Consider the following 22101-nt stretch of genomic DNA (forward strand, 5'->3'; position numbering starts at 1 on the left):
GGTAACTCCCGCTAAATTCTTTCACCTGCAATGAGTAGAATTTACACACAAGAGATTTAATTCAATGAGAAAATTACTCGTCCTGATTTTCAGTCTCAGCCTGTTTGGCGTTACGCAACAGGCGGCGGCTGAAGAGAAGAATAAAACCGTCGACGTGGTGTTGATCGGCGGCGGCATCATGAGCGCCACCTTGGGTACCTATCTGCATGAGCTGGAGCCGACCTGGACCATCGACATGTACGAGCGCATGAACGGCGTGGCGGAAGAGAGCTCCAATGGCTGGAACAACGCCGGTACCGGCCACTCCGCCTTCAGCGAAATGAACTACACGCCGGAAAAAGCCGATGGCACCATCGACATCAGCAAGGCGGTGAAGGTCAACGAGTCTTTCGAAATCTCCCGTCAGTTCTGGTCTTATCAGGTGAAAAACAATGTCCTGAAAGATCCGAAATCCTTCATTAACAGCGTGCCGCACATGAGCTTCGTGTGGGGCGACGACAACGTCAACTTCCTGCGTAAACGCTACGCGGCGCTGCAGCACAGCACCCTGTTCCGCGGCATGGAATACTCCGAAGACCCTGCGCAAATCAAACAGTGGGCGCCATTGGTGATGAACGGCCGCGATCCGGCGCAGAAAATCGCCGCGACCCGCATGCCGTTGGGCACCGACGTTAACTTCGGCGTGATCACCCACCAGTTGGTTGACGCACTGAGCGCCAGCGACAAGTTCAAGCTGAACCTGAGCCACGAAGTGCGCGACATCAAGCGCAACGCCGACCAGACCTGGAGCGTAACCGTTGCCGATCTGAACCGCGACGGTAAAGAAACCACCGTTAACGCCAAGTTCGTGTTCATCGGCGCAGGCGGCGCGTCCCTGACCCTGCTGCAGAAATCCGGCATCCCTGAGGCCGACGGTTACGGCGGCTTCCCGGTCGGCGGCCAGTTCCTGGTCACCACCAACCCGGAGATCGCCAACCAGCACCTGGCCAAAGTGTATGGCCTGGCCAGCGTAGGTTCGCCGCCGATGTCCGTGCCGCACCTGGATACCCGCATGCTGGACGGCAAGCGCGTGCTGCTGTTCGGGCCGTTCGCCACCTTCTCCAGCAAGTTCCTGAAGAACGGTTCGCTGTTTGATCTGCTGCACTCGCTGAGCACCTCGAACCTGATGCCGATGACCCACGTCGGTCTGGATAACTTCGATCTGGTGAAATATCTGGTCGGCCAGCTGATGATGAACGACGACGATCGCTTCGCCGCATTGAAAGAGTACTTCCCGGACGCCAAGCAGGAAGACTGGAAGCTGTGGACCGCAGGCCAGCGCGTACAGATCATCAAGAAAGACGCGGATAAAGGCGGCGTGCTGCAGTTCGGCACCGAAGTCGTCAGCTCTGAAGACGGCAGCATCGCCGCTCTGCTGGGCGCTTCGCCGGGCGCTTCCACCGCTGCGCCAATCATGCTGCACCTGATGGAAACCGTGTTCAAAGACAAAGTGGCGACGCCGGAATGGCAGAGCAAGCTGAAAGAGATCATCCCGTCCTACGGCCACAAGCTGAACGGCGATATCGAGATGACCAACAAGATCCGCGGTTACACCAGCAGCGTGCTGGATCTGAACTACATTGAAGTGAAACCGGAAACTAACTGATTTTCCGTCACTTCCTACTGAAAAGGCCGCTTTATGCGGCCTTTCTTTTATTCCCCTGCCGTTCAAAGAGCATTTTTGGCCACCTTTTTATCCCCGGCTTACCCTTGCGTAACGGCGTAGTCACGCCTATTATCAAAGCATATTCTTGGATAATTAAGCTAAGCCACTGTGACCTGAATGTCGTTTTTGCGGGAGAACTAAAACCATGGATCGCGTCAATATCATTCACGATTTACTAGACTGGATTGAAACTCATCTGGATCAGCCGCTGCTGCTGGATAACGTCGCCGCCAAGTCGGGCTACTCCAAATGGCACCTGCAGCGCATGTTCCGCAGCACCACCGGCCACGCGCTCGGCAGCTATATCCGCGAGCGGCGCCTGTCGCAGGCGGCGCAGGCGTTGCGCTCCACCCCACGCCCGATCCTGGATATCGCCCTGCAATACCATTTCGACTCTCAGCCTTCGTTCTCGCGCGCCTTCAAGAAACAGTTCGGCAAAACCCCGGCAGTGTATCGCCGCACCACCCGCTGGGACGTCGCAGAATGGCCGGCGCAGCCGATAGAAATGCAGGCCGAACCGCGCCATGATGCCCCCACGCTGCCCCGTTGGTACGCCGGCAAACCGCCGGAAGGCGTTTGCACCAGTTGGATGGGGCTGCGTTAATCAGCGCGGTATAAGGCACAAAAAAGGGTTCAGTTCGCGAGAACTGAACCCTTTCTTTTATTGACCAGGCACCGAATTATTTGAAGGTGACGTCAATATTCGCCGATGCGCTGAACGGCCCCACTTTCGGGTTGGTGCTCAACCATTTCAGGCTGGCCATAAAGTTCTTTTCAACGATGGTGCCGTTGACCAGGCCCAGATCGACCGGGCTGTTCATCATGATCGGCGTATTTGGCGTCGCCGCCTGCGAGATCAAAATACCGAAGCCGCTGTCGCTGGTCGGCAGGATCACGCTGTTATCCTGCAGCGGATAAGTACTGCTGAAGCTGGCCTGCAGCGTCTCCCCCTGGCAGTCCTGTCCGGTCGTCGGATCGGACATATTGGCGGCAACCGAGAATGGCACCTGTTTCTCGATTTTGCCCACCACCGCATTCTGACGCGGGATAGTGCCGAAATTCACCGTCGAACCGTTGTTGGCCACCACGGTGATTTTCGGGTTGCAGGAAATAAACTGAATGTTGCCCAGCCCGGAAATGTAGGCGTTAAAGTTGCTGTTCGGCGTGCCGTTCAAGCCGCCGACGCCATCAACCTGAAATACCGAGTACGAGTTGTTGTCGTTGATCTTGCCGCCGGCCGGCGGCGCCTTGCCGGTTGCTTTAATATAGATGGCGTAAGACACGGTTACCGTCAGCGATCTGGCCGGAGACAAACAGCGGTTGCCCGAACGGCGGCATTCCGTGCCGGGACCGACGTCCTGACGTGCGCCTTTAGTCGGCTTGACATCGATCCCCTGATAAGTGACACCCACTTCGATCGAATTATGGATCTGACTCATCCGGGACTGCGGATCCCAGTACAGGTAGGCATTTTCCCCTTTCGGGTTGTTCCAGTCATCCGTACATTGGAAGGTCGAGGTAAAGGTCTGCGAACGCCACAGCAACGCGCCCGGCGCGGTATTGGCGGTCGACACCTTGATGGCTTTATCCAGCACGATATCCTGGCGAATGCTGCCGTTCTGCTTACACGACAGCGCATAGCTGCTCTGCGAAAACGCGCCCAGCGTGACCAGCAGCCCAGCCGCCAACCCGAGATTCTTATGCTTTAACAAAGAAGACATATCCTTTCCTTTTACGGTTTTCCGCAGGTCAGCGAAAGTTCCTGATAACCCATCAACTGTTCGGTCGCCGCTTTCAATTCCGGCACCACCAGTGAGCAGCTTTCGCCCGCGTCGTTGCCCCATTTCACCAGCAGACGATCCCCTGCGGAGGCACCTGAGATATAAATATCGCCGTTGGTACCGACAGTACCGTTGTTCTTGCCGTCCGCACTGAAGACGTTGGCGCCAATCGGCGGTACGCTGCCGTCGGCCATCTTGCTGTGTACCAACAGGCTTTGGCCCGTGTGCGTTTCAAACTTCACGCGGGTGATTGCGCCGTAAGTCGGCACCACGTCTCTTGCCGCCATCGGGATATCCAGGCCGTTGCCGATATCTTCGGTGCGCAACGCCACGCGGTTATGGCGGTATGGCGACGCAGAGGTCATCACCGCGTAACCGAAGCGGTCGATGGCGACGCCGGGTTGGTTTTCGATACGAACGCCCTTGGCGTCTTTGGCTTCCACCAGCACAAACGTATTCTGCAGCGGCTGGGTCAACGTCACGCCGCCGGAGTGTGCGACGATACCGCCCGCCACGCCCAACGAAGACTGCTGATAATCTTTGCTGTAGCTATAACCGGCATTGATGGTCCCCATGCTGCCCTGATAACCGACGTTGGCCGAGCTGGTTTGGCCCGAATAACGATCATGGCCGCTTTGCACCGCATAGTTCAAGCGGTTGTCATCCAGCGCGGTGCCGCTCAGGCCGGCGCTGTAGGTGTTGCCGCTCTGCTTGCTGTGGCCGGCGTTGAAGCTGGCGGTCATGTCCGACGAATCCTTGCTGAAGAAGCTGAACGGAATCGATACGGTCAGGTTGACGCTGCGGTCTTTATAGCCGTAGTTGCTGCGACTGTCCTGATAAAAGACGCCATAGCTGATATTTTTATAGCTGCTGTTAAAACCGGTTTGTACGGTGCGGTCTTCGCCGGATCCGCCCCAGTAAGACTGGTTGCTGAGGTTGGCGTACAGCGTCGAATTACCGGCGATGCGCTGGTTGACAGACAGCTCAACGCGCTGGCGTTTGTTGTTGAAACGGCTGGTGTAATAGCTGCGGCGGCGAGATTCCGCCCAGTCCGGCACGCCCAGGTTGCGATCGTTTTGATCGTAGTAATCGTTACGGTAATAACCGTTCTCATAGCGTTCGCGCTCGGCAACCGCATCGGAGAAATCATAATAACCGGAGGTCGAGTAACGGTAACCGGCAATGCGGAATTCCGTCCCCCAATCGTTGAGCGACTTGGAATACAGGAAACGGAAACTCTCCCCCTGCTTGTCATCGCCGTTCACCAGGTTGGTGTCGGAATAGGACATATCAAAAGAGACAGCCCCCCAGTTCCCCAGGTTTTTACCGAGGCCCACGACCGCTGAACGGTAGTTTTCCGCCACCAGCACGCCACCGTAAGGCGTGATGTCATACGCCATACCATGCGACAAGGTGCCTTGGACAAACTTGGGCTGATAGCGGCTGGTGCCGTCGTGGTATTTACCGGCGGTCAGCTGATAGTTCCAAATCCCTTCGCGCAGCATGTTCGGCACCGAGGAGAACGGCACGACGAAAGAGGTTCTCGAACCGTTGGCTTCGATAACCGTCACGTCCAGGTTACCGCTCAGGGTGCTTGGGAAAATGTCCGTCAGTGCAAACGGCCCTGGCGGCACGTTGGTGCTGTAAATGGTATAGCCGTTCTGACGCACTTCAACGCGCGCGTTGGTCGTCGCCACACCGCGCACCACCGGCGCATAGCCGCGCTGGCTTTCCGGCAGCATGTCGTCGGCGCTGGACATCTGCACACCGCGGAACTGAATGCTGTCGAACACATTGTTATTGGTGTTGGTCTGGCCGATCACCAGACGGCTGCGCAGAGAAACGATGTCCGTTTCCGCCCAGCTGGAAATGTTCTTCCAATGCGTACCGGCGCCCGACTGTTGGTTCAACGTCGAGTTGTTGCGCAGGCGCCAATCGCCAATATTGAGGCCATTGTTAAGGCTCAGGAAGTAATAGTCGGAAGTCTTGTCGTTCTGGTTGTTGCCGTAGCGGTTATGAGTGCCGCTAAAGTTATAGTTAACAAAGCCGGCATTGATGCCGCGATCGTAAACTTTCGGCGAAATGGCGCCTTGCGGGCGCGGGATCAGAAACACCTGCGGCACTTCCAGATCCATACGCTGTACGGCGGCGTCATAGCTCAGCTTGGCGCCGGAGATCTGTTGTGGCAATGCGTAGCATTGCGCGGCACCGGCGGTGGTCAGATCGCCGGGCAGCTTTACGCCGTAATCCTGATAGTCCGCGGCCGTCAGGCACGGCGCTACCGGAGAGTCTTTGGATTCTTTCTTGAATTCGATTTCGCGGTGATCGATACGCTGCCCGTTGAGATAGATATCAAACGGATATTTACCCGGCAGAATGTCATCCCCGCTGGCCAACGACGCCACCTGGGCGATATTGTCATCGCCATGGATGAAGGAGGTGTTGAACTGCTCCTCCGCCATGGCCATATGTGAGAATGAAAAAGGCACAGCAGAAAAATAAATTACACCATTAATCAGCTTCACCAAACGTTTTGGCGCGAGGGTTGTTATTCTTTTGTGTGCCATTTCTTTCATTCCTTGAAGTGCTTCAAATCAATTCAGTGCGACGTTTTTAATCTCGGTGTGACCGCCATAGTCGTTGATATAGGTAAACGACATATTGTTGGCTGATTGCGCCCCCTGAGGCAGGGAAATACGCAGGCTGTCGTGTGGCTTGACCATGTCGGCGTTCACTTTCCAGCTCTTGCCGCCGCTCTTCAGGTTCAAGACGCCCAGCGTGACGAACAGCGGGCCATCGTTAGTCACGACTAAATTGCCGCCCTGGCGCTTCCACTTCAGCGCTTCCGCCTGCTGTTGCAGGTTGGTTTTCAACGAATCCGGGCGATAGAACAGTTTGATACGAGTACGGATCGCCACCTGCAGCACGTTATCTTGCTTAGGCGTTGGCGGAATTTCCTGTACGTTGACCCAGAGCAGAGATTCTCTGTCCTGCGGCAAACCGCTGCCGGAATAGATAAAACGCAAAATGGCGTCTTTCTTGGCAGCCAGCTTCAAAATGGGTGGCGTCACCACGATCGGCAAATTCTTAGGCATCTGGCTTGCATCGCCAGTATCCAGCCAGGTTTGCACCATGTAGGTATCGTCGCTGTCATTGCTGATTGAGAGCGATGCGGATTTACTTGCACTGTTATAGATGACACGCGTCGCATCAACCTGAATGCCGGCAAAGGCATTAACAGAGAATGCGAATAAAATACCAGTCAGAATTTTTTTCATCGGAATGTCTCAACTCTCAAAATTTAGCCATCCTTGGCCAATAACTCTATCTATCCTGCCAGCGAATTATTTGTATTCGATGGTGAAGGTAGCGTTAGAGTTTGCCTGACCGGCAGTTACCAGATCCTGGAAGGATTTGTAACGAGCGCGCAGGTTGAAAGTCGCAGCGCCTGGGTTATCGCCATCAGCAGCAACAGTTACGGTAGCTGGGGTAGCCACTTCCTGAGAGATTGGCAGAGTAGAACCGTTGTTATCCAGAATTTCAACGCCAACGCCAGTCGCGCCGCCAGTTACAGCCAACAGCTCTGGGTGGCCGGCTGGGGTGTTACCGTCGAAACGCAGGGTGTAGTTACCCGCTTCACATTTCTCCAGGCTGATATCGAAAGCTTTAGCACCGCTGGTAGAACCGGCAGTTGGGAAAGCGGTGGTAGGATATTTACCCAGGTAAACTTCTTTATTCTGGTCTTTATCAACAACTTTACAGGTGGACTGTACAATTTCACCGGTGAATTTAACGTTGCCGTTTGCTGCCATTGCGTTGGAAGCAGTTGCAGACAATACCAGGGCAGCCAAAGGCAATAATACTTTTTTCATTTCCAGCTCCATAGAACAATAAAATAATCGATTCAGTGGCGGGCTTATATATATATTGCCGCCACTGAGCATACACTCAGCGATAGCACTCCCTTGCTGAAAAGGAGCGTTGCCTCGATGAACTCATTGCCGGACGAAATATAGACTAAGCATATTCTTAATGTTAAATCGTTTAAAACATTCATAAGCCCCCTCTTGATAGGAATAAACTATCGGCGGATACCTATCGATCGATGTTGACGATTCATATGAATAGGAATAATCTGTGTTTGGGAAAGCTGCAGAGTTCAAGATTTTGCGTTAAGGCCTGAAAATCAGAATATTATCCCGGATATTTACATTTAGTAACAGATTGCGACGTTTGGACTTTGGCACGAATTACGCGTTTAATGGTCTGTCGACACGTTTCGGCCATCCTGACGCTTTAAATAAGAAATTTACCAATAAACCTGGAGTAACTTTCTTTTTAATCATTTAAAATCAACAAGTTAAATATCAATCCAAGGATTGGGAAATGAGCGGTTCTTTCAGAGAGAAAAATAACGGCATTAATTATGTTTTTCAGCCAATGTTCGCGAAATCGGGACAATTGCTGGCCGTTGAATGTCTGTCTCGCTTTACGTTTAATAGCGAATATGCCCATTTTTCTCCTGAACAGTTCTTTCGTCACGCCGACAGCGCCACCCGGATTGAGATTTTGATGGATCAGATCAATCTGATCGATAAATACAAACACTGGTTTCATGAAAACCAAGTGATAGCCACTTTGAATGTTGACGATTATTCCCTGCAATCGCTGGCGAATAGTCACTTTGCCGAAAGAATTAATGCCCTGCGCTGTATTCATTTTGAGATCAGCGAGAATTCAACCCGGCTGGTGAAAGATCGCGTGCACGGCGATCCGTCATTGAATAGTTATTCATTTTGGCTCGATGATTTTGGTTCTGGCTATGCGGGTTTTTCCGCGTTGTACAACAGCCAGTTCCGCTTCGTTAAGCTCGATCGTTTTCTGCTCTGGGACTTTATGAAAAAGTCCGGCGGCGAGGGCTTGATGCGCGCGTTACTGCGCTTCTTTTACCTTAATCATTACAAGGTAATTATCGAAGGAGTTGAAACTCCCGAACACAAGAAATGGCTGGATGAAATGCCATATTACGCACTGCAGGGAAAGCTGTGGAAGGAATCCAGCATCAAGGATTTGAACTCGCTTCTTACAGCTGAATACTTTTAACTCGGTATTGGTGTTTGCCCTATGTCTAAAAACAACGTTCTTGTGATTAGTGAGTGTAAGTACAGCTATGTTGGCCTGTCGGTGCTGCTGAAGAAACATTACGGCGCCTACGATATCCGCCTGTTTTCCGATTTCATGCACGGCGGCGCTAAAGCAGAGAAGATCACCAAGCACGATATCGCGCTGATTTTCACCTCGCAAAACCTGGAACAGAGCGTCAACGTGATCGAAAGCCTGGTGTCCCTGCACCAGCAATACAACAGCAAGACGCGCCTGCTGGTGTTCTATGACGACGAGCGCGTCGTGAAACTGCTGTCGATCCTGGGGATTTCCGTTGAATTGGTCTCTACCCGCATTCCGCTTTATTCGCTGCAGGAAAAAATCCAGCGGCTGCTGGAAAGCAAAGAACCGGGCGGCATCAGAGTGCAGAAAACCCGCGAGCTTAGCCCGGCGGAAAGCGACGTGATCTTCAATCTGCTGCGCGGCGACAGCCTGCTGCACATTGCGGAAAAGCGCGGCACGCACCCGAAAACCATCTTCTCGCAAAAATACAGCGCGATGAAAAAGCTGCGGCTGCGCAGCATGAGCACCATCTTCGTCGCCGGCAAATAAACATCTTGGCTTGTTGCGCGGCACGCCGCGCGGCAACCCCTCCCTTCCGCCAGGTTAAATTAATGTAACAACCGGCGACAAAGCAGCAACAGACACACAACATCCTCTCCTGTTGGTTACGATTTGCACACGGATTATCCGTGAGTCATGTCGTGTGGATTAAAATAAACATCAGGAGATGTTATGAAGTCGTCCTTATTCAGCCGCTATACCTGCTTTGTGCTGAGCATCTTGCTCACCCTGGTTTTCTTGATCATGATGCACAACCATCCCTGGTTCTGGCTGCCGGCCCTGGCCTGCGGTTGCCTGATGGTACTGGGTATCTACGATCTCACGCAGCAGCGCCACGCCATCTGCCGCAACTACCCGATCATCGGCCGCCTGCGCTTCTTCTTCGAGTTCATCCGTCCGGAACTGCGCCAGTATTTCCTCGAGCAGGATAATGAAGAGATCCCGTTTTCGCGCACCCAGCGCACGCTGGTGTATCGCCGGGCGAAAAACGAGATGGGTGACAAACCGTTCGGCACCCTGCTGGACGTCTACCAAACCGGCTATGAGTGCATCGGCCACTCCATGCGGCCGGTGGAAGCCGCCGACCCAACCAGTTTCCGTATCACCATCGGCGGCGCCGACTGCCGCCAGCCCTACTCCGCGTCGATCTTCAACATTTCGGCCATGAGCTTCGGCGCGCTCTCCGCCAACGCCATCCGCGCGCTCAACCTCGGCGCGGCCAAGGGTAACTTCTACCACGACACCGGTGAGGGCAGCATCAGCCGCTATCACCGCGAAAACAACGGCGATCTGGTGTGGGAGCTGGGCAGCGGCTATTTCGGCTGCCGCACCGCCGACGGCCATTTCGATCCGCGCCGCTTTGCCGAACAGGCGCAAAGCCCGCAGGTGAAAATGATTGAAATCAAGCTCAGCCAGGGCGCTAAACCCGGCCACGGCGGCATTCTGCCGGCGAAGAAGGTAGATGCGGAAATCGCCGCCACCCGCGGCGTGCCGGAAGGCGTGGATTGCATCTCGCCGGCCTCGCACAGCGCCTTCACCACCCCGCTGGAAATGATGCAATTTATCCAACAGCTGCGCGAGCTGTCAGGCGGCAAACCGGTCGGTTTCAAGCTGTGCATCGGCCACCCGTGGGAGTTCGTCGCCATCGTCAAGGCGATGCTGCACACCCGCATCCTGCCGGATTTCATCGTGGTGGACGGCAAGGAGGGCGGCACTGGCGCCGCGCCGCTCGAACTCTCCAACTATATGGGCATGCCGCTGCGCGAAGGGCTGCTGTTCGTGCATAACACGCTGGTGGGCTGCGGCCTGCGCGACCAAATCAAGATTGGCGCCAGCGGCAAGATCATCAGCGCCTTTGACATCGCCAGCGTGCTGGTGCTCGGCGCCGACTGGGTGAATTCGGCGCGCGGCTTTATGTTCGCCGTAGGCTGCATCCAGTCGCAAAGCTGCCACACCAACCACTGCCCGACCGGCGTAGCGACGCAAGATCCGCTGCGGCAAAAGGCGCTGGTGGTGCCGAACAAGGCGGAACGCGTCTACCACTTCCATCAGAATACGGTGAAAGCGCTGGCGGACATGCTGGCGGCGGCCGGCGTCAGCCGCCCGGAGCAGCTGACCTCGCACCATATGCTGCGCCGCATCACGCCGACCGAGATCAAGGTATACGCCGATATCTATTATTACCTGGAGCCGGGCGCGCTGCTGCAGCCGGAGATCAAAAGCGAGTTCTACGCCCGCATGTGGCGCATGGCGACGCCCACCAGTTTCGATCAGGCGATCTCGCTGCCGGCGGCATGATGGGATAAGGGATAAAAGAGAGTTGCCCCCTCGCCTTGGGGAAGAGCATATGGAGAGGGGTTGCTTGCTACGGCGGCCCTCCCCCTCAACGGCGAGAGGGCGTGTCGGTTACTGCTTGCGCACCGGCGCATCGCCGGCGACGTAGTAGTCGGCAGTGCTGCGCGGCAGCGGCGCGCGCTGGCGAATGCGGTCGGCTAACTTCTCGGCGATCATGATGGTGGTGGCGTTCAGGTTGCCGGTGATGATCAGCGGCATGATTGACGCATCCACCACCCGCAATCCTTCCATGCCGTGCACCCGGCCCTGGCCGTCGACCACCGCCATCTCGTCTTCGCCCATCTTGCACGAGCAGGACGGGTGGAAGGCGGTTTCGGCGTGCTCACGCACGAAGGCGTCCAGCTGCTCGTCGGTCTGCACCTCCGGCCCTGGGCTGATCTCGCGGCCGCGGTATTCGTCCAGGGCCGGCTGCGCCATGATTTCGCGCGTGATGCGGATAGCGTCGCGGAACTCCTGCCAATCCTGTTCGGTCGACATGTAGTTGAACAGAATGCTCGGGTGCTGGCGCGGATCCTTCGACTTCACCTGCACCCGGCCGCGGCTCGGCGAACGCATCGAGCCGACGTGGGCCTGGAAGCCGTGCTCTTTCACCGCGTTGCTGCCGTTATAGTTAATCGCCACCGGCAGGAAGTGATACTGAATGTTCGGCCAGGCAAACTCTGCGCGGCTGCGGATGAAACCACCGGCCTCGAACTGGTTGCTGGCGCCGACGCCGGTGCCGTTGAACAGCCATTCCGCGCCGATCTTCGGCTGATTGAACCATTGCAACGCCGGGTACAGCGACACCGGTTTCTTGCAGGCGTACTGCAGGTACATCTCCAGGTGGTCCTGCAGGTTTTCCCCTACCCCCGGCAGATCGTGCACCACGTTGATGTCCAGACTTTTCAGCAGCGCCGCCGGGCCGACGCCCGAACGCTGCAGAATTTGCGGCGAGGCGATGGCGCCGGCGCACAGCAGCACTTCGCGGCGCGCTTTGGCATGGGTCAGCTGATTGCTGTCGCCCTGCAGATAGTTGACGCCCACTGCGCGCTTGCCGTCGAACACGATATGGTCGGTCAGCGCATGGGTGACGATCTTCAGGTTCGGCCGGGAACGCGCCTGATCCAGATAACCGCGGGCGGTGCTGGCGCGGCGCCCCTTCGGCGTCACGGTGCGATCCATCGGGCCGAAGCCTTCCTGCTGGTAACCGTTCAGATCGTCGGTGCGCGGATAGCCCGCCTGCACGCCGGCTTCCACCATGGCGTGGAACAGTTCGTTGTTACCGGCCTTCGGCGTGGTGACACTCACCGGGCCATCACCGCCGTGGTAATCGTTCGGGCCGATATCGCGCGTTTCCGCCTTGCGGAAATACGGCAGACAGTCCAGATAGGTCCAGTCTTCCAGACCCGGCGCCTTGGCCCAGTTGTCGAAATCCATCGCGTTGCCGCGAATGTAACACATGCCGTTGATCAGGGACGAACCGCCCAGACCTTTGCCGCGGCCGCATTCCATCCGGCGGTTGTTCATGTGCGGCTCAGGATCGGTTTCATACGCCCAGTTATAGCGGCGGCCCTGCAGCGGAAACGCCAGCGCGGCCGGCATCTGGGTACGGAAATCCATCCGGTAATCCGGGCCGCCGGCTTCCAGCAGCAGGACGCTGACGTCGGCGTCTTCAGTCAATCGGGTGGCTAACACGTTGCCGGCGGAACCGGCACCGATAATGATGTAGTCAAATTCCATTCATTATCTCCTTACTTTATTGGCCTGCATGAGACGAAAACGCGAAACGCGGATCCGCAACAGGCGGTGTATTTGGCTCTCGGGGAGTGTCGGCCGCAGCCAACCCGGCTGCGGCTCGAAAGACGACGGGGATAGTTAAAATACCGAGGCGTATTCGCCCAGCTCAACCTGCACCGATTTGATCTGGGTGTAGTGCTCCAGCGTGGTCAGGCCGTTTTCGCGGCCGACGCCGGACTGCTTGTAACCGCCGACCGGCATTTCCGCCGCCGACTCGCCCCAGGTGTTGATCCAGCAAATGCCGGCTTCCAGCTGGTGGATCACGCGGTGCGCGCGGGCCAGATCGTGGGTCACCACGCCCGCGGCCAGGCCGAAGGTGGTGTCGTTGGCACGGCGCACCACTTCCTCTTCGCTCTGGTAGCTGAGAATGCTCATCACCGGCCCGAAGATCTCTTCGCGCACGATTTCCATGTCGTCGCGGCAGTCGCTGAATACCGTCGGCGCCACGTAAGCGCCCTTGCCGAATTCGCCGTGGGTGACGCGTTCGCCGCCGCACAGCAGGCGCGCGCCGCTGTTTTTGCCGCTCTCGATAAAGCGCAGCACCGATTCCATGTGCGCAAAGCTGACCAGCGGCCCGAAGTTGGTTTGCGGATCGGTCGGATCGCCGAGGCGAATGCGCTTCACGCGCTCGAGAATTTTCGCCTCAAACTGCGCCTGCAGCGCCGCCGGCACAAAGACGCGGGTGCCGTTGGTGCACACCTGGCCGGAACTGTAGAAGTTGGCCATCATGGCGATATCGGCGGCGCGATCCAGATCGGCGTCGTCGAAGATAATCAGCGGCGACTTGCCGCCCAGCTCCATGGTGACTTCCTTCAGCGTCGAACCCGACGCGTTGGCCATCACCTTCTTGCCGGTTTTCACCCCGCCGGTGAAAGAGACTTTGGCAATGCCCGGATGGTCGGTCAGATATTGCCCCACTTCCGCCCCGCTGCCGGTCACCACGTTGAACACGCCGTCCGGCAGGCCGGCTTCGGTGTAGATTTCCGCCAGCTTCAGCGCCGTCAGCGACGTGACTTCACTCGGTTTGAAAATCATCGCATTGCCCGCCGCCAGCGCCGGCGCGGACTTCCACAGCGCAATCTGAATCGGGTAGTTCCAGGCGCCGATGCCGGCCACCACGCCCAGCGGTTCGCGGCGGGTGTAGACGAACGAGGTATCGCGCAGCGGGATCTGCTCGCCTTCAATGGCCGGGATCAGGCCGGCGTAGTACTCCAGCACGTCGGCGCCGGTGACGATGTCCACCGCGGTGGTTTCCGACATCGCTTTACCGGTATCCAGCGTTTCCAGCGCCGCCAGCTCATCGTTGCGCTCGCGCAGAATATCCACCGCGCGACGCAGGATGCGCGAACGCGCCATCGCCGTCATCGCCGCCCACACCTTCTGCCCGCTGGCCGCGCTGGCCACCGCACGATCGACGTCTTCAGCGCCGGCGGACTGGACTTCAGCCAGAACTTCGCCGTTCGCCGGATTAATGGCGTTGAAGGTTTTTCCAGCGGTGCTGTCTACATAGGCGCCATGAATATAGAGCTTCTGCAAGCCAAAACGGGACATAGGATCTCCTTGAGTTATCCTCCGGGCAGCGTTTGCCCCCGGAGTTGGAACGTGATGTATTCGGTCGTGAGCGCCAGCGCCTGCGCCTGATTGAACGCGGAGCCGCGCAGCGCGCTGCGCAGCCACAGCCCATCGATCAGCGCCGCCAGCCCCTTGGCCGCCAACCGCGCCTGCGGCTGCGGCATGACGCGGCGAAACTCGGCGCACAGGTTGGAATAAAGCCGGCGGCCGTTCACCTGTTGCAGTCGGTTGAGCTGCGGCTGGTGCAGGCTGCTGGCCCAAAAGGCCAGCCAGGTCTTCATCGCCGCGCTGTTGATCTGGCTGTCGTCGAAGTTGCCGGCGACGATCGCCTGCAGCCGCGCCGCCGGGCTGTTATCGGTCAGCGCCTGCAACCGCAGCTTCACCGCCTCGCCCAGGTGGCTGATCAGATAGCGCATCGTGGCTTCCAGCAGGCCGTTCTTGTCCTTGAAATAATGGCTGATGATGCCGTTGGAAACGCCGGCCCGCCGCGCGATCTGCGCGATGGTGGCGTCATGCATTCCCACTTCGTTTACCGCGGCGAGCGTGGCATCAATCAACTGCTGCCTTCTGATTGGCTGCATTCCTACCTTTGGCATATTTCGACTCTCACAAAACCGACTTCGGCCTTATCTCAGCGGGCAAATTTCACTGCCGTTTCGCCCGTGATTCAGGTCATCATGCGGACTATTAAACTTTTTTTTGATTGAACGTTCAATAAAAATTGCATATATTTTATTGCCGCCTGGTTAAAAATTTGTACTATCTGGTTGTGGAACTGGCTGATTTTTGTGAGGTAATTAACGAATCTGACCAAAATCAGTGGCTGTAAGCGGTTCCCACCGCGAAGCGCTCCGGTGCTTCGGCAACAGGCGAAAGCGGCGTTACTCAGGCCATTCCGATGGGGATGGTCGCCGCCTTCATTCGCCCGTTTTTCGGCGGCGCCAACGCGCCCCGAAATGCGGAGCGGCACGATTTTACTCAGTTCAGAGGATGACGATGACAACACGCGAAACCTCCTCCAAACCGCAGCAGGACCGCCTCAACCCTGTGGTTTTCTTCACCTCGGCGGGGCTGATCCTGGCCTTCTCGCTGATGACCATCTTTTTCACCGACTTCTCCGGGCAGTGGATCACCCGCACGCTGAATTGGGTGTCGACCACCTTCGGTTGGTACTACCTGCTGGCGGCGACGCTGTACATCGTGTTCGTGGTGTTTATCGCCGCCTCGCGCTTCGGTTCCATCAAGCTCGGGCCGGAGCAGTCCAAGCCGGAGTTCAGCCTGATGAGCTGGGCGGCGATGCTGTTCGCCGCCGGCATCGGCATCGACCTGATGTTCTTTTCGGTCGCCGAGCCGGTGACCCAGTACATGATGCCGCCGGAAGGCGACGCGCAAACGCTGGAGGCCGCGCGCCAGGCCATGGTCTGGACGCTGTTCCACTACGGCCTGACCGGCTGGTCGATGTATGCGCTGATGGGCATCGCCCTCGGCTACTTCAGCTATCGCTACAATCTGCCGCTGACCATCCGCTCGGCGCTGTACCCAATCTTCGGTAAGCGCATCAACGGCCCGATCGGCCACAGCGTGGACATCGCCGCGGTGCTAGGCACCATCTTCGGCATCGCCACCACGCTGGGCATCGGCGTGGTGCAGCTCAACTACGGCCTCAAGGTGTTGTTCGAGATCCCGGAAAACCTGACGGTGCAGGGCTCGCTGATCCTGCTGTCGGTGATCATGGCCACCATCTCGGTGACTTCGGGCGTTAACAAGGGCATCCGCATCCTGTCCGAGCTGAACGTGCTGCTGGCGCTGGGCCTGATCCTGTTCGTGCTGTTCTTCGGCGACACCGAGTTCCTGCTCAACGCGCTGGTGCTCAACGTCGGCGATTACGTCAATCGCTTTATGGGCATGACGCTCAACAGCTTCGCCTTCGATCGGCCGGTGGAGTGGATGAACAATTGGACGCTGTTCTTCTGGGCCTGGTGGGTGGCGTGGTCGCCGTTCGTCGGCCTGTTCCTGGCGCGCATCTCGCGCGGGCGCACCATTCGCCAGTTCGTGGTCGGCACGCTGATCATACCGTTCGTGTTCACCCTGCTGTGGCTGTCTATCTTCGGCAACAGCGCGCTGTACCAGATCATCCACGGCAACGCCGAGTTTGCTCAGGAAGTGATGCAGTTCCCGGAGCGCGGCTTCTACAGCCTGCTGGCGCAATACCCCGGCTTCACCTTCAGCGCCTCGGTCGCCACCATCACCGGCCTGCTGTTCTACGTCACCTCGGCGGACTCCGGCTCGCTGGTGCTGGGTAACTTCACCTCGCGCCTGGCCGACATCAATAATGATGCGCCGAACTGGCTGCGGATTTTCTGGTCGGTGGCCATCGGCCTGCTGACCATCGGCATGCTGATGACCGACGGCGTGCCGGCGCTGCAGAAAACCACGGTGATCATGGGTCTGCCGTTCAGCTTCGTGATCTTCTTCGTGATGGCCGGGCTGTACAAATCGCTGCGGGTGGAGGACTACCGCAAGGCCAGCGCGCTCAGCACCCTGGCGCCGGTGCCGGTCTCCAGCCACGACGTGCTCAACTGGAAACAGCGCCTGTCGCGGGTGATGAACTACCCGGGCACGCAGTACACGCAGAAAATGTTGGATAAGGTTTGCCGCCCGGCGATGCAGGACGTGGCGCGCGAGCTGGAGTTGCGCGGCGCGAAAGTGGAGTTCAGCGAAGTGCCGCCGACCGAAGACGAACGCCTGAACCACCTGGAGCTGCTGGTGCACCTGGGCGAGGAACAGAACTTCATCTATCAGATCTGGCCGATGCGCTACTCGGTGCCGGGCTTCACCTACCGCGCCCGCTCCGGCAAGTCGCACTACTACCGGCTGGAAACCTTCCTGATGGAAGGCACCCAGGGCAACGACCTGATGGACTACAGCAAGGAACAGGTGATTGGCGATATTCTCGACCAGTACGAGAAGCACCTGAACTTCCTGCACATTCATCGCGAAGCGCCGGGGGGCACCCTGACCTTCCCGGATATGTGACGGTCAATCAATAACCAGAGGGCGTAGCCAGGCTACGCCCTTTTTTATGCCTGCTCGGCCGGCAAGTCGGCTTTCAGCAGCACCAGGGAGCCGGCCAACAACACCAGATCCTTGATTAAAAAGCTGGTGGCGCCGGCCATGGCGGGAAAACCGCCGGCGGAGGGCTCCCAGGCGCCCGGCGTGGAAAAGATCAGCGTCAGCGTGGTCAGGTAGGTCACCGTCGATCCGATCGCCCCCAGCAACCCCAACCGCCGCGACCAGAATCCCGCCAGCAGCAGCAAACCGAAGCTCCACTCGGCGACGCCCAGCGCATAACTGGCGCCGCGAATGCCGAACGCCTGGTGCATCCAGCTCAGCAGTGGGCTGTTGCCGATCAGTGGCACCAGCCCCTGCGCTTCGTAATCAAACCATTTGGCATAGCCGAAGGCGGCGAAAATCACCACCAAAGCCGCGCGCATAAACATAACGTCCCCGTTCGAGCGCTGAAAGCGCCGCAGCCATGTCGCCAGCATCATCCTCTCTCCTTATGTTGCCCGCAGCCGCAGCGGATCTGCCGCTTGCGGCCACGGGGTACGGCGGCTTAGTGCCCCATCGCATCCTTCTTCATCTCATCTTTCTTCATGCCGTCTTTGGCCATACCGTCTTTCGCCATGCCATCCTTTTTCATGGCGTCTTGGCCCATCTTGTCTTTCTTCATGCAGTCCTTGCCCATGCACTCTTTCTTCATGCCGTCGTGCGACATCTGGCTCATGCCGTCCTTTTTCATCGCGTCTTTGCTCATGCCATCGGCGGCGTTGGCGCCGGCCACACCCAGCATCAGCGCGCTGCACATCATCATTGCGAATAACTTTTTCATGGTATTTCCTTCCGTCATGTCAAAGGCACCGGAGTGCCGGAGAATGGCCGGCGGCCGCCTCAGCTGCCGCCAAACCAGTTGTAGCCCTGGTCTTCCCAGTAACCGCCCGGGAAGCGGTTGGTGACCTCGATCACCTGAATGTGCTTCGGATTCTTGTAACCCAGCTTGGTCGGCATGCGCAGCTTCATCGGGTAGCCGTACTTGCGCGGCAAGATCTGGCCGTCGTAGGTCAGCGCGATAATCGTCTGCGGATGCAGCGCGGTGGCCATATCGATGCTGGTGTAATAGTCGTCGGCGCATTTGAAGCTGACGTAGCGGGCGCTCAGATCCGCGCCGATTACCTTAAGAAAGGTGGCGAACGGCACGCCGCCCCACTTGCCGATGGCGCTCCAACCCTCGACGCAAATATGACGCGTCACCTGGCTGACCTGCGCCATTTGGTGCAGCTGCGGCAGGCTCCAGGCGCGCTTGTCCTGCACCAGCCCCGCCACCTCCAGCCGATAGTCGTCGCCGTTGATGTCGGGCGCGTCCTCCTCGGCGTAAAAGGCGTTGAACGGGAATGGCCGGGTGATCATCGATTCCGGGTAGACCGGCGCCAGGCGATCGCCGTTGAACAGCCAGCCCTGCACCCGATCGTTGAGGCGCGAAATGCGGCTCAGCGCCTGTTCAACGTTGGCGTTGCCGCTGAGATCGCAGCCGGTGAGCATGGCGATGCCGCCCAGCGTCAGGCCGTTGCGCAGAAAGCGGCGGCGGGACGACGCGGTCAACAAGCGCTGCGCTTCTTTGACGATCGCCTGCCCTTCAACGATCGTCATGATCGGTTTATCCTTTTTCATCGTGAACTCCTTAACGTCCGCGCAGCATGGCCAGCAGCGTGCGGGGCACCAGCGCCACCATCACCAGATGGATCGCGACGAAGGCCACCAGCGCCGACATGGCGAAAAAGTGGATATATCGCGCCGCCTCATAGCCGCCGAGCAGCGTGCGCAGCAGCGGAAACTGCACCGATTTCCACAGCACCAGTCCGGACAGCGCGCTTATCACGCCGAGGAGCATCACCGACAGATAGGCCACGCGCTGCACCATGTTGTAGTGGCGCAGGTCGGCGTGCTGCAGCCTGCCGCGCAGCGCCGCGCCGACATCGGCGAGAAACTGCTTCGGGCTGAGCGGCCAATATTTGCGTTTGAAGCGCCCGCTGGCGAGGTTCAGCAGCAGGTAACACAACCCGTTGACGCCAAACAGCCACATGCCGGCGAAGTGCCACTGCAGCGCGCCGCCCAGCCAGCCGCCAAGCGTCAGCTCGTTGAGAAAACTGAAGTTGAACAGCGGCGAGGCGTTATAGATGCGCCAGCCGCTGGTGACCATGATCAGCATCGCCAGCGCATTCAGCCAATGCGTCAACCGCAGCCAGAGAGGATGTACCGTCTGTCGTTGTTCCGGGGTGAGGGTGAAGCTCATAGCGATTCCTGCCAGCTAACGATGCGATGAGCCCAGTATTCCCCGGATTTGTTCCCCAAGACCTCACGCAAAGTTAAATAAAATGTGATAACTCCGCCGGTGGCGGTTGTGTAGACTTCAGAGAGAATCGGGCAATCAGCGGTAATGAGAATGGACAAGCCAAAACGAATTTTGATCGTCGAAGACGACGGCGACATCGCCGATCTGCTGCAGCTGCATCTGCGTGACGAGGGTTACGCCATCAGCCACGCCGCCGACGGCAATCAGGGCATGGCGATGCTGGAACAGGGCGGCTGGGACGCCCTCATCCTCGATCTGATGTTGCCGGGCGTCGACGGATTGGAGATTTGCCGCCGGGCGCGCACCATGACGCGCTACACGCCGATCATCATCACCAGCGCGCGCTCCAGCGAGGTGCACCGCGTGCTGGGGCTGGAACTGGGCGCCGACGACTATCTGGCCAAACCTTTTTCCATGCTGGAGCTGGTGGCGCGGGTCAAGGCGCTGTTTCGCCGCCAGGAGGCGATGAGCCGCAACCTGCGTCTGGACGCCGGCGCGCTCAGCTTCAACGATCTGACCATCGATCCTATCGCCCGCGAGGTGCGCCTGCACCAACAGCCGATCGAGCTGACGCCGCGCGAATTCGACCTGCTGTACTTTTTCGCCCGCCACCCGGGCCAGGTATTCTCGCGCCTCAGCCTGTTGAATCAGGTCTGGGGCTATCAGCACGAAGGGTATGAGCACACCGTCAACACCCATATCAACCGGCTGCGCATCAAGATTGAGCGCAATCCGGCGGAACCCGAGCGCATCCTCACGGTGTGGGGCATGGGCTATAAATTCGCGGCCGCGCCGCAAGAGTGAGCCATGAAAAACCTTACGTTAGCGCAACGCCTCACGATTATCTTCGCGCTGCTGATCGTCATCGGCTGCGCCTTTTCCGGTTGGATGCAGGTGCGCAGCAATACTCAGTACAGCCAGGCGGTGATCCAGCGCCTGTCCGGCAACCTGGCGCAGCATATCGCCGACAGCAATCCGCTGCTGGGGGTGAACGGGCCGGAGCCGCAGGCGGTGCATACCCTGTTCGACCAACTGATGGCGGTGAATCCCAGCGTTGAGGTTTACCTGCTCGACAAACAGGGCACGATTATCGGCAACGCCGCGCCGGCCGGGCATCTGAAGCGGCAGCGGGTCGCGCTGGCGCCGCTGCAGGCGCTGCTCGATGGTGCGCAGATGCCGGTGTACGGCGACGATCCGCGCAGCGCGGACGGGCGCAAGGTGTTCAGCGTTGCGCCGCTGAAGGTCGACGGCCGGATCGAAGGTTACCTGTATGTGGTCTTGCTCGGTGAGGAGTACACGGCGCTGGCCAGCAACGCCCAGTTCAATTCGGCGGCCAGGATGGCGCTGTGGACCTCCGGAGTAATGGTGCTGTTCAGCCTGCTGGCCGGCGGTTTCGCGTTTTACTGGGTCACTCGCCCCATCCGGCGCCTGACCCGCCAGGTCAATGCGCTGGACAGCGGCGGCATCGAGGCGGTGCAGGCCTACGCGGCGCTGCCGGCGGCGCCGGCCGGGCGCGACGAGGTCAGCCAGCTGCAACAGGCCTTTCACCGCATGGCGCAGCGTCTCGCCGAACAGTGGCAAACGCTGGCGCAACAGGATCGGCTGCGGCGCGAATTCATCGCCAACGTCTCGCACGATCTGCGCACCCCGCTCACCTCGCTGCACGGCTATCTGGAAACGCTGTCGGTCAAGGCCGCCACCCTGAGCGACGCCGATCGGCGCCGCTATCTGGAGATCGCCCTGGCGCAGAGCCGCAAAGTGGGCAAGCTGGCGCAGGAGCTGTTCGAGCTGGCGCGGCTGGAATACGGCGTGGTGAAACCGCAGAAAGAGCCCTTCTCCCTCAGCGAGCTGTTGCAGGACGTGTTCCAAAAGTTCGAGCTGGCGGCGGAGGCGCGTAATCAGCGGCTGCACGCCGATATTGCTCCCGGCATTCCGCCGGTATTCGCCGATCTCAGCATGATTGAGCGGGTGTTGACCAATCTGCTGGACAACGCCATTCGCCATACGCCGCCCGGCGGCGACATCGGCGTGCGGCTGTGGCGGCAGGAAGATCGGGTGATGGTGCAGGTCAGCGACAGCGGCCCCGGCATTCCGCAGACGTTGCGCGCCGATCTGTTCGTGCGGCCGTCTGTCCTGAGCGGCGCCCGGCGCCCTGCGGGCGGGCTGGGGTTAATGATCGTGCGGCGCATTCTGCAGCTGCACGACAGCGATATTCAGCTGATCGAACAACCGCAAAGCGGCGCCTGCTTCCGCTTTGCCATTCCGCCGCGTTAATC

Annotated in this window: 20 protein-coding genes; 8 read left to right on the forward strand and 12 right to left on the reverse strand. The window is 58.5% G+C overall.

Annotated elements, in window-relative coordinates; translation table 11 throughout:
• The first annotated feature begins 64 nt into the window (after positions 1-64).
• Together mqo and JL05_RS20875 are read left to right on the forward strand one after the other, a co-directional pair.
• On the forward strand, positions 65-1645 hold the full coding sequence (gene mqo / locus JL05_RS20870) for a malate dehydrogenase (quinone) (RefSeq protein WP_033633734.1): 1581 nt from the start codon (positions 65-67) through the stop codon (positions 1643-1645).
• A 205-nt stretch (positions 1646-1850) separates the two neighbouring features.
• Positions 1851-2309, forward strand: coding sequence for a helix-turn-helix domain-containing protein (locus tag JL05_RS20875; RefSeq protein WP_004939075.1), 459 nt, complete (start codon positions 1851-1853; stop codon positions 2307-2309).
• A 76-nt stretch (positions 2310-2385) separates the two neighbouring features.
• Here the strand turns inward: JL05_RS20875 and JL05_RS20880 are convergent, their stop codons facing one another.
• From JL05_RS20880 to JL05_RS20895, 4 genes are all read right to left on the reverse strand, one after another.
• Positions 2386-3426 carry a fimbrial protein gene (locus tag JL05_RS20880; protein ID WP_033633735.1) on the reverse strand — a complete coding sequence of 347 codons (1041 nt, stop codon included), beginning with the start codon at positions 3424-3426 and terminating at the stop codon, positions 2386-2388.
• Positions 3427-3437: 11 nt separating this feature from the next.
• Entirely contained in the window at positions 3438-6053 is a 2616-nt protein-coding gene (locus JL05_RS20885; protein ID WP_033633736.1) for a fimbria/pilus outer membrane usher protein, read from the reverse strand.
• Positions 6054-6080: 27 nt separating this feature from the next.
• Positions 6081-6764 (reverse strand): fimbrial biogenesis chaperone, encoded by a 684-nt coding sequence (locus JL05_RS20890; RefSeq protein ID WP_004939085.1) that lies wholly within the window; start codon positions 6762-6764, stop codon positions 6081-6083.
• 66 nt (positions 6765-6830) lie between these two features.
• Positions 6831-7358, reverse strand: coding sequence for a fimbrial protein (locus tag JL05_RS20895; RefSeq protein ID WP_004939088.1), 528 nt, complete (start codon positions 7356-7358; stop codon positions 6831-6833).
• A gap of 514 nt (positions 7359-7872) precedes the next feature.
• Here JL05_RS20895 and JL05_RS20900 point away from each other — a divergent pair.
• The 3 genes from JL05_RS20900 (at position 7873) to JL05_RS20910 (ending at position 11010) form a co-directional block, all read left to right on the forward strand.
• Positions 7873-8589 carry an EAL domain-containing protein gene (locus tag JL05_RS20900; protein WP_004939091.1) on the forward strand — a complete coding sequence of 239 codons (717 nt, stop codon included), beginning with the start codon at positions 7873-7875 and terminating at the stop codon, positions 8587-8589.
• A gap of 21 nt (positions 8590-8610) precedes the next feature.
• Complete coding sequence (locus JL05_RS20905; RefSeq protein WP_004939094.1) at positions 8611-9201, forward strand: LuxR family transcriptional regulator; 591 nt, start codon at positions 8611-8613, stop codon at positions 9199-9201.
• Positions 9202-9384: 183 nt separating this feature from the next.
• Complete coding sequence (locus JL05_RS20910; protein ID WP_015377182.1) at positions 9385-11010, forward strand: FMN-binding glutamate synthase family protein; 1626 nt, start codon at positions 9385-9387, stop codon at positions 11008-11010.
• 108 nt (positions 11011-11118) lie between these two features.
• Here the strand turns inward: JL05_RS20910 and betA are convergent, their stop codons facing one another.
• The 4 genes from betA to JL05_RS25490 form a co-directional block, all read right to left on the reverse strand.
• Positions 11119-12786, reverse strand: a complete 1668-nt coding sequence (gene betA, locus JL05_RS20915; RefSeq protein WP_033633737.1) for a choline dehydrogenase — start codon at positions 12784-12786, stop codon at positions 11119-11121.
• A 135-nt stretch (positions 12787-12921) separates the two neighbouring features.
• Complete coding sequence (gene betB, locus JL05_RS20920; RefSeq protein WP_016928486.1) at positions 12922-14394, reverse strand: betaine-aldehyde dehydrogenase; 1473 nt, start codon at positions 14392-14394, stop codon at positions 12922-12924.
• 14 nt (positions 14395-14408) lie between these two features.
• Entirely contained in the window at positions 14409-15011 is a 603-nt protein-coding gene (gene betI / locus JL05_RS20925) for a transcriptional regulator BetI (protein ID WP_033633738.1), read from the reverse strand.
• A 71-nt stretch (positions 15012-15082) separates the two neighbouring features.
• A complete protein-coding gene (locus tag JL05_RS25490; RefSeq protein ID WP_134954089.1) occupies positions 15083-15421 on the reverse strand; it encodes a hypothetical protein in 339 nt (112 codons plus the stop codon).
• Between JL05_RS25490 and JL05_RS20930 the strand changes: the two genes are divergently transcribed.
• Positions 15412-17451 (forward strand): choline transporter, encoded by a 2040-nt coding sequence (locus JL05_RS20930; RefSeq protein WP_004939112.1) that lies wholly within the window; start codon positions 15412-15414, stop codon positions 17449-17451. The genes JL05_RS25490 and JL05_RS20930 overlap by 10 nt on opposite strands.
• 44 nt (positions 17452-17495) lie before the next feature.
• On the opposite strand, the gene JL05_RS20935 is transcribed toward JL05_RS20930, so the two are convergent.
• The 4 genes from JL05_RS20935 to JL05_RS20950 form a co-directional block, all read right to left on the reverse strand.
• On the reverse strand, positions 17496-17966 hold the full coding sequence (locus JL05_RS20935) for a YkgB family protein (RefSeq protein WP_033633739.1): 471 nt from the start codon (positions 17964-17966) through the stop codon (positions 17496-17498).
• Positions 17967-18031: 65 nt separating this feature from the next.
• Complete coding sequence (locus JL05_RS20940) at positions 18032-18307, reverse strand: pentapeptide MXKDX repeat protein (RefSeq protein ID WP_033633740.1); 276 nt, start codon at positions 18305-18307, stop codon at positions 18032-18034.
• 59 nt (positions 18308-18366) lie between these two features.
• Entirely contained in the window at positions 18367-19143 is a 777-nt protein-coding gene (locus tag JL05_RS20945; protein ID WP_033633741.1) for a molybdopterin-dependent oxidoreductase, read from the reverse strand.
• Between the two features lie 10 nt (positions 19144-19153).
• Positions 19154-19765: a cytochrome b/b6 domain-containing protein gene (locus JL05_RS20950; RefSeq protein ID WP_033633742.1), complete on the reverse strand. Its 612-nt coding sequence runs from the start codon at positions 19763-19765 to the stop codon at positions 19154-19156.
• 150 nt (positions 19766-19915) lie between these two features.
• On the opposite strand from JL05_RS20950, the gene JL05_RS20955 reads away from it, so the two are divergent.
• Together JL05_RS20955 and JL05_RS20960 are read left to right on the forward strand one after the other, a co-directional pair.
• The gene (locus tag JL05_RS20955) at positions 19916-20629 is read left to right on the forward strand and encodes a response regulator transcription factor (protein ID WP_021504276.1); all 714 of its coding nucleotides are present in this window, start codon (positions 19916-19918) and stop codon (positions 20627-20629) included.
• Positions 20630-20632: 3 nt separating this feature from the next.
• Positions 20633-22099 carry a sensor histidine kinase gene (locus JL05_RS20960; protein WP_033633743.1) on the forward strand — a complete coding sequence of 489 codons (1467 nt, stop codon included), beginning with the start codon at positions 20633-20635 and terminating at the stop codon, positions 22097-22099.
• Positions 22100-22101: the final 2 nt, after the last annotated feature.

The sequence above is a fragment of the Serratia nematodiphila DZ0503SBS1 genome (genome assembly GCF_000738675.1).
Lineage (GTDB): Bacteria > Pseudomonadota > Gammaproteobacteria > Enterobacterales > Enterobacteriaceae > Serratia > Serratia nematodiphila.

What these genes read in the sequence shown, in the direction of transcription:
- mqo (WP_033633734.1), top strand. Translation starts at nt 65, where the DNA reads ATGAGAAAATTACTCGTCCTGATTTTCAGTCTCAGCCTGTTTGGCGTT.
- JL05_RS20875 (WP_004939075.1), top strand. Translation starts at nt 1,851, where the DNA reads ATGGATCGCGTCAATATCATTCACGATTTACTAGACTGGATTGAAACT.
- JL05_RS20880 (WP_033633735.1), bottom strand. Translation starts at nt 3,426, where the DNA reads ATGTCTTCTTTGTTAAAGCATAAGAATCTCGGGTTGGCGGCTGGGCTG.
- JL05_RS20885 (WP_033633736.1), bottom strand. Translation starts at nt 6,053, where the DNA reads ATGGCACACAAAAGAATAACAACCCTCGCGCCAAAACGTTTGGTGAAG.
- JL05_RS20890 (WP_004939085.1), bottom strand. Translation starts at nt 6,764, where the DNA reads ATGAAAAAAATTCTGACTGGTATTTTATTCGCATTCTCTGTTAATGCC.
- JL05_RS20895 (WP_004939088.1), bottom strand. Translation starts at nt 7,358, where the DNA reads ATGAAAAAAGTATTATTGCCTTTGGCTGCCCTGGTATTGTCTGCAACT.
- JL05_RS20900 (WP_004939091.1), top strand. Translation starts at nt 7,873, where the DNA reads ATGAGCGGTTCTTTCAGAGAGAAAAATAACGGCATTAATTATGTTTTT.
- JL05_RS20905 (WP_004939094.1), top strand. Translation starts at nt 8,611, where the DNA reads ATGTCTAAAAACAACGTTCTTGTGATTAGTGAGTGTAAGTACAGCTAT.
- JL05_RS20910 (WP_015377182.1), top strand. Translation starts at nt 9,385, where the DNA reads ATGAAGTCGTCCTTATTCAGCCGCTATACCTGCTTTGTGCTGAGCATC.
- betA (WP_033633737.1), bottom strand. Translation starts at nt 12,786, where the DNA reads ATGGAATTTGACTACATCATTATCGGTGCCGGTTCCGCCGGCAACGTG.
- betB (WP_016928486.1), bottom strand. Translation starts at nt 14,394, where the DNA reads ATGTCCCGTTTTGGCTTGCAGAAGCTCTATATTCATGGCGCCTATGTA.
- betI (WP_033633738.1), bottom strand. Translation starts at nt 15,011, where the DNA reads ATGCCAAAGGTAGGAATGCAGCCAATCAGAAGGCAGCAGTTGATTGAT.
- JL05_RS20930 (WP_004939112.1), top strand. Translation starts at nt 15,412, where the DNA reads ATGACAACACGCGAAACCTCCTCCAAACCGCAGCAGGACCGCCTCAAC.
- JL05_RS20935 (WP_033633739.1), bottom strand. Translation starts at nt 17,966, where the DNA reads ATGATGCTGGCGACATGGCTGCGGCGCTTTCAGCGCTCGAACGGGGAC.
- JL05_RS20940 (WP_033633740.1), bottom strand. Translation starts at nt 18,307, where the DNA reads ATGAAAAAGTTATTCGCAATGATGATGTGCAGCGCGCTGATGCTGGGT.
- JL05_RS20945 (WP_033633741.1), bottom strand. Translation starts at nt 19,143, where the DNA reads ATGAAAAAGGATAAACCGATCATGACGATCGTTGAAGGGCAGGCGATC.
- JL05_RS20950 (WP_033633742.1), bottom strand. Translation starts at nt 19,765, where the DNA reads ATGAGCTTCACCCTCACCCCGGAACAACGACAGACGGTACATCCTCTC.
- JL05_RS20955 (WP_021504276.1), top strand. Translation starts at nt 19,916, where the DNA reads ATGGACAAGCCAAAACGAATTTTGATCGTCGAAGACGACGGCGACATC.
- JL05_RS20960 (WP_033633743.1), top strand. Translation starts at nt 20,633, where the DNA reads ATGAAAAACCTTACGTTAGCGCAACGCCTCACGATTATCTTCGCGCTG.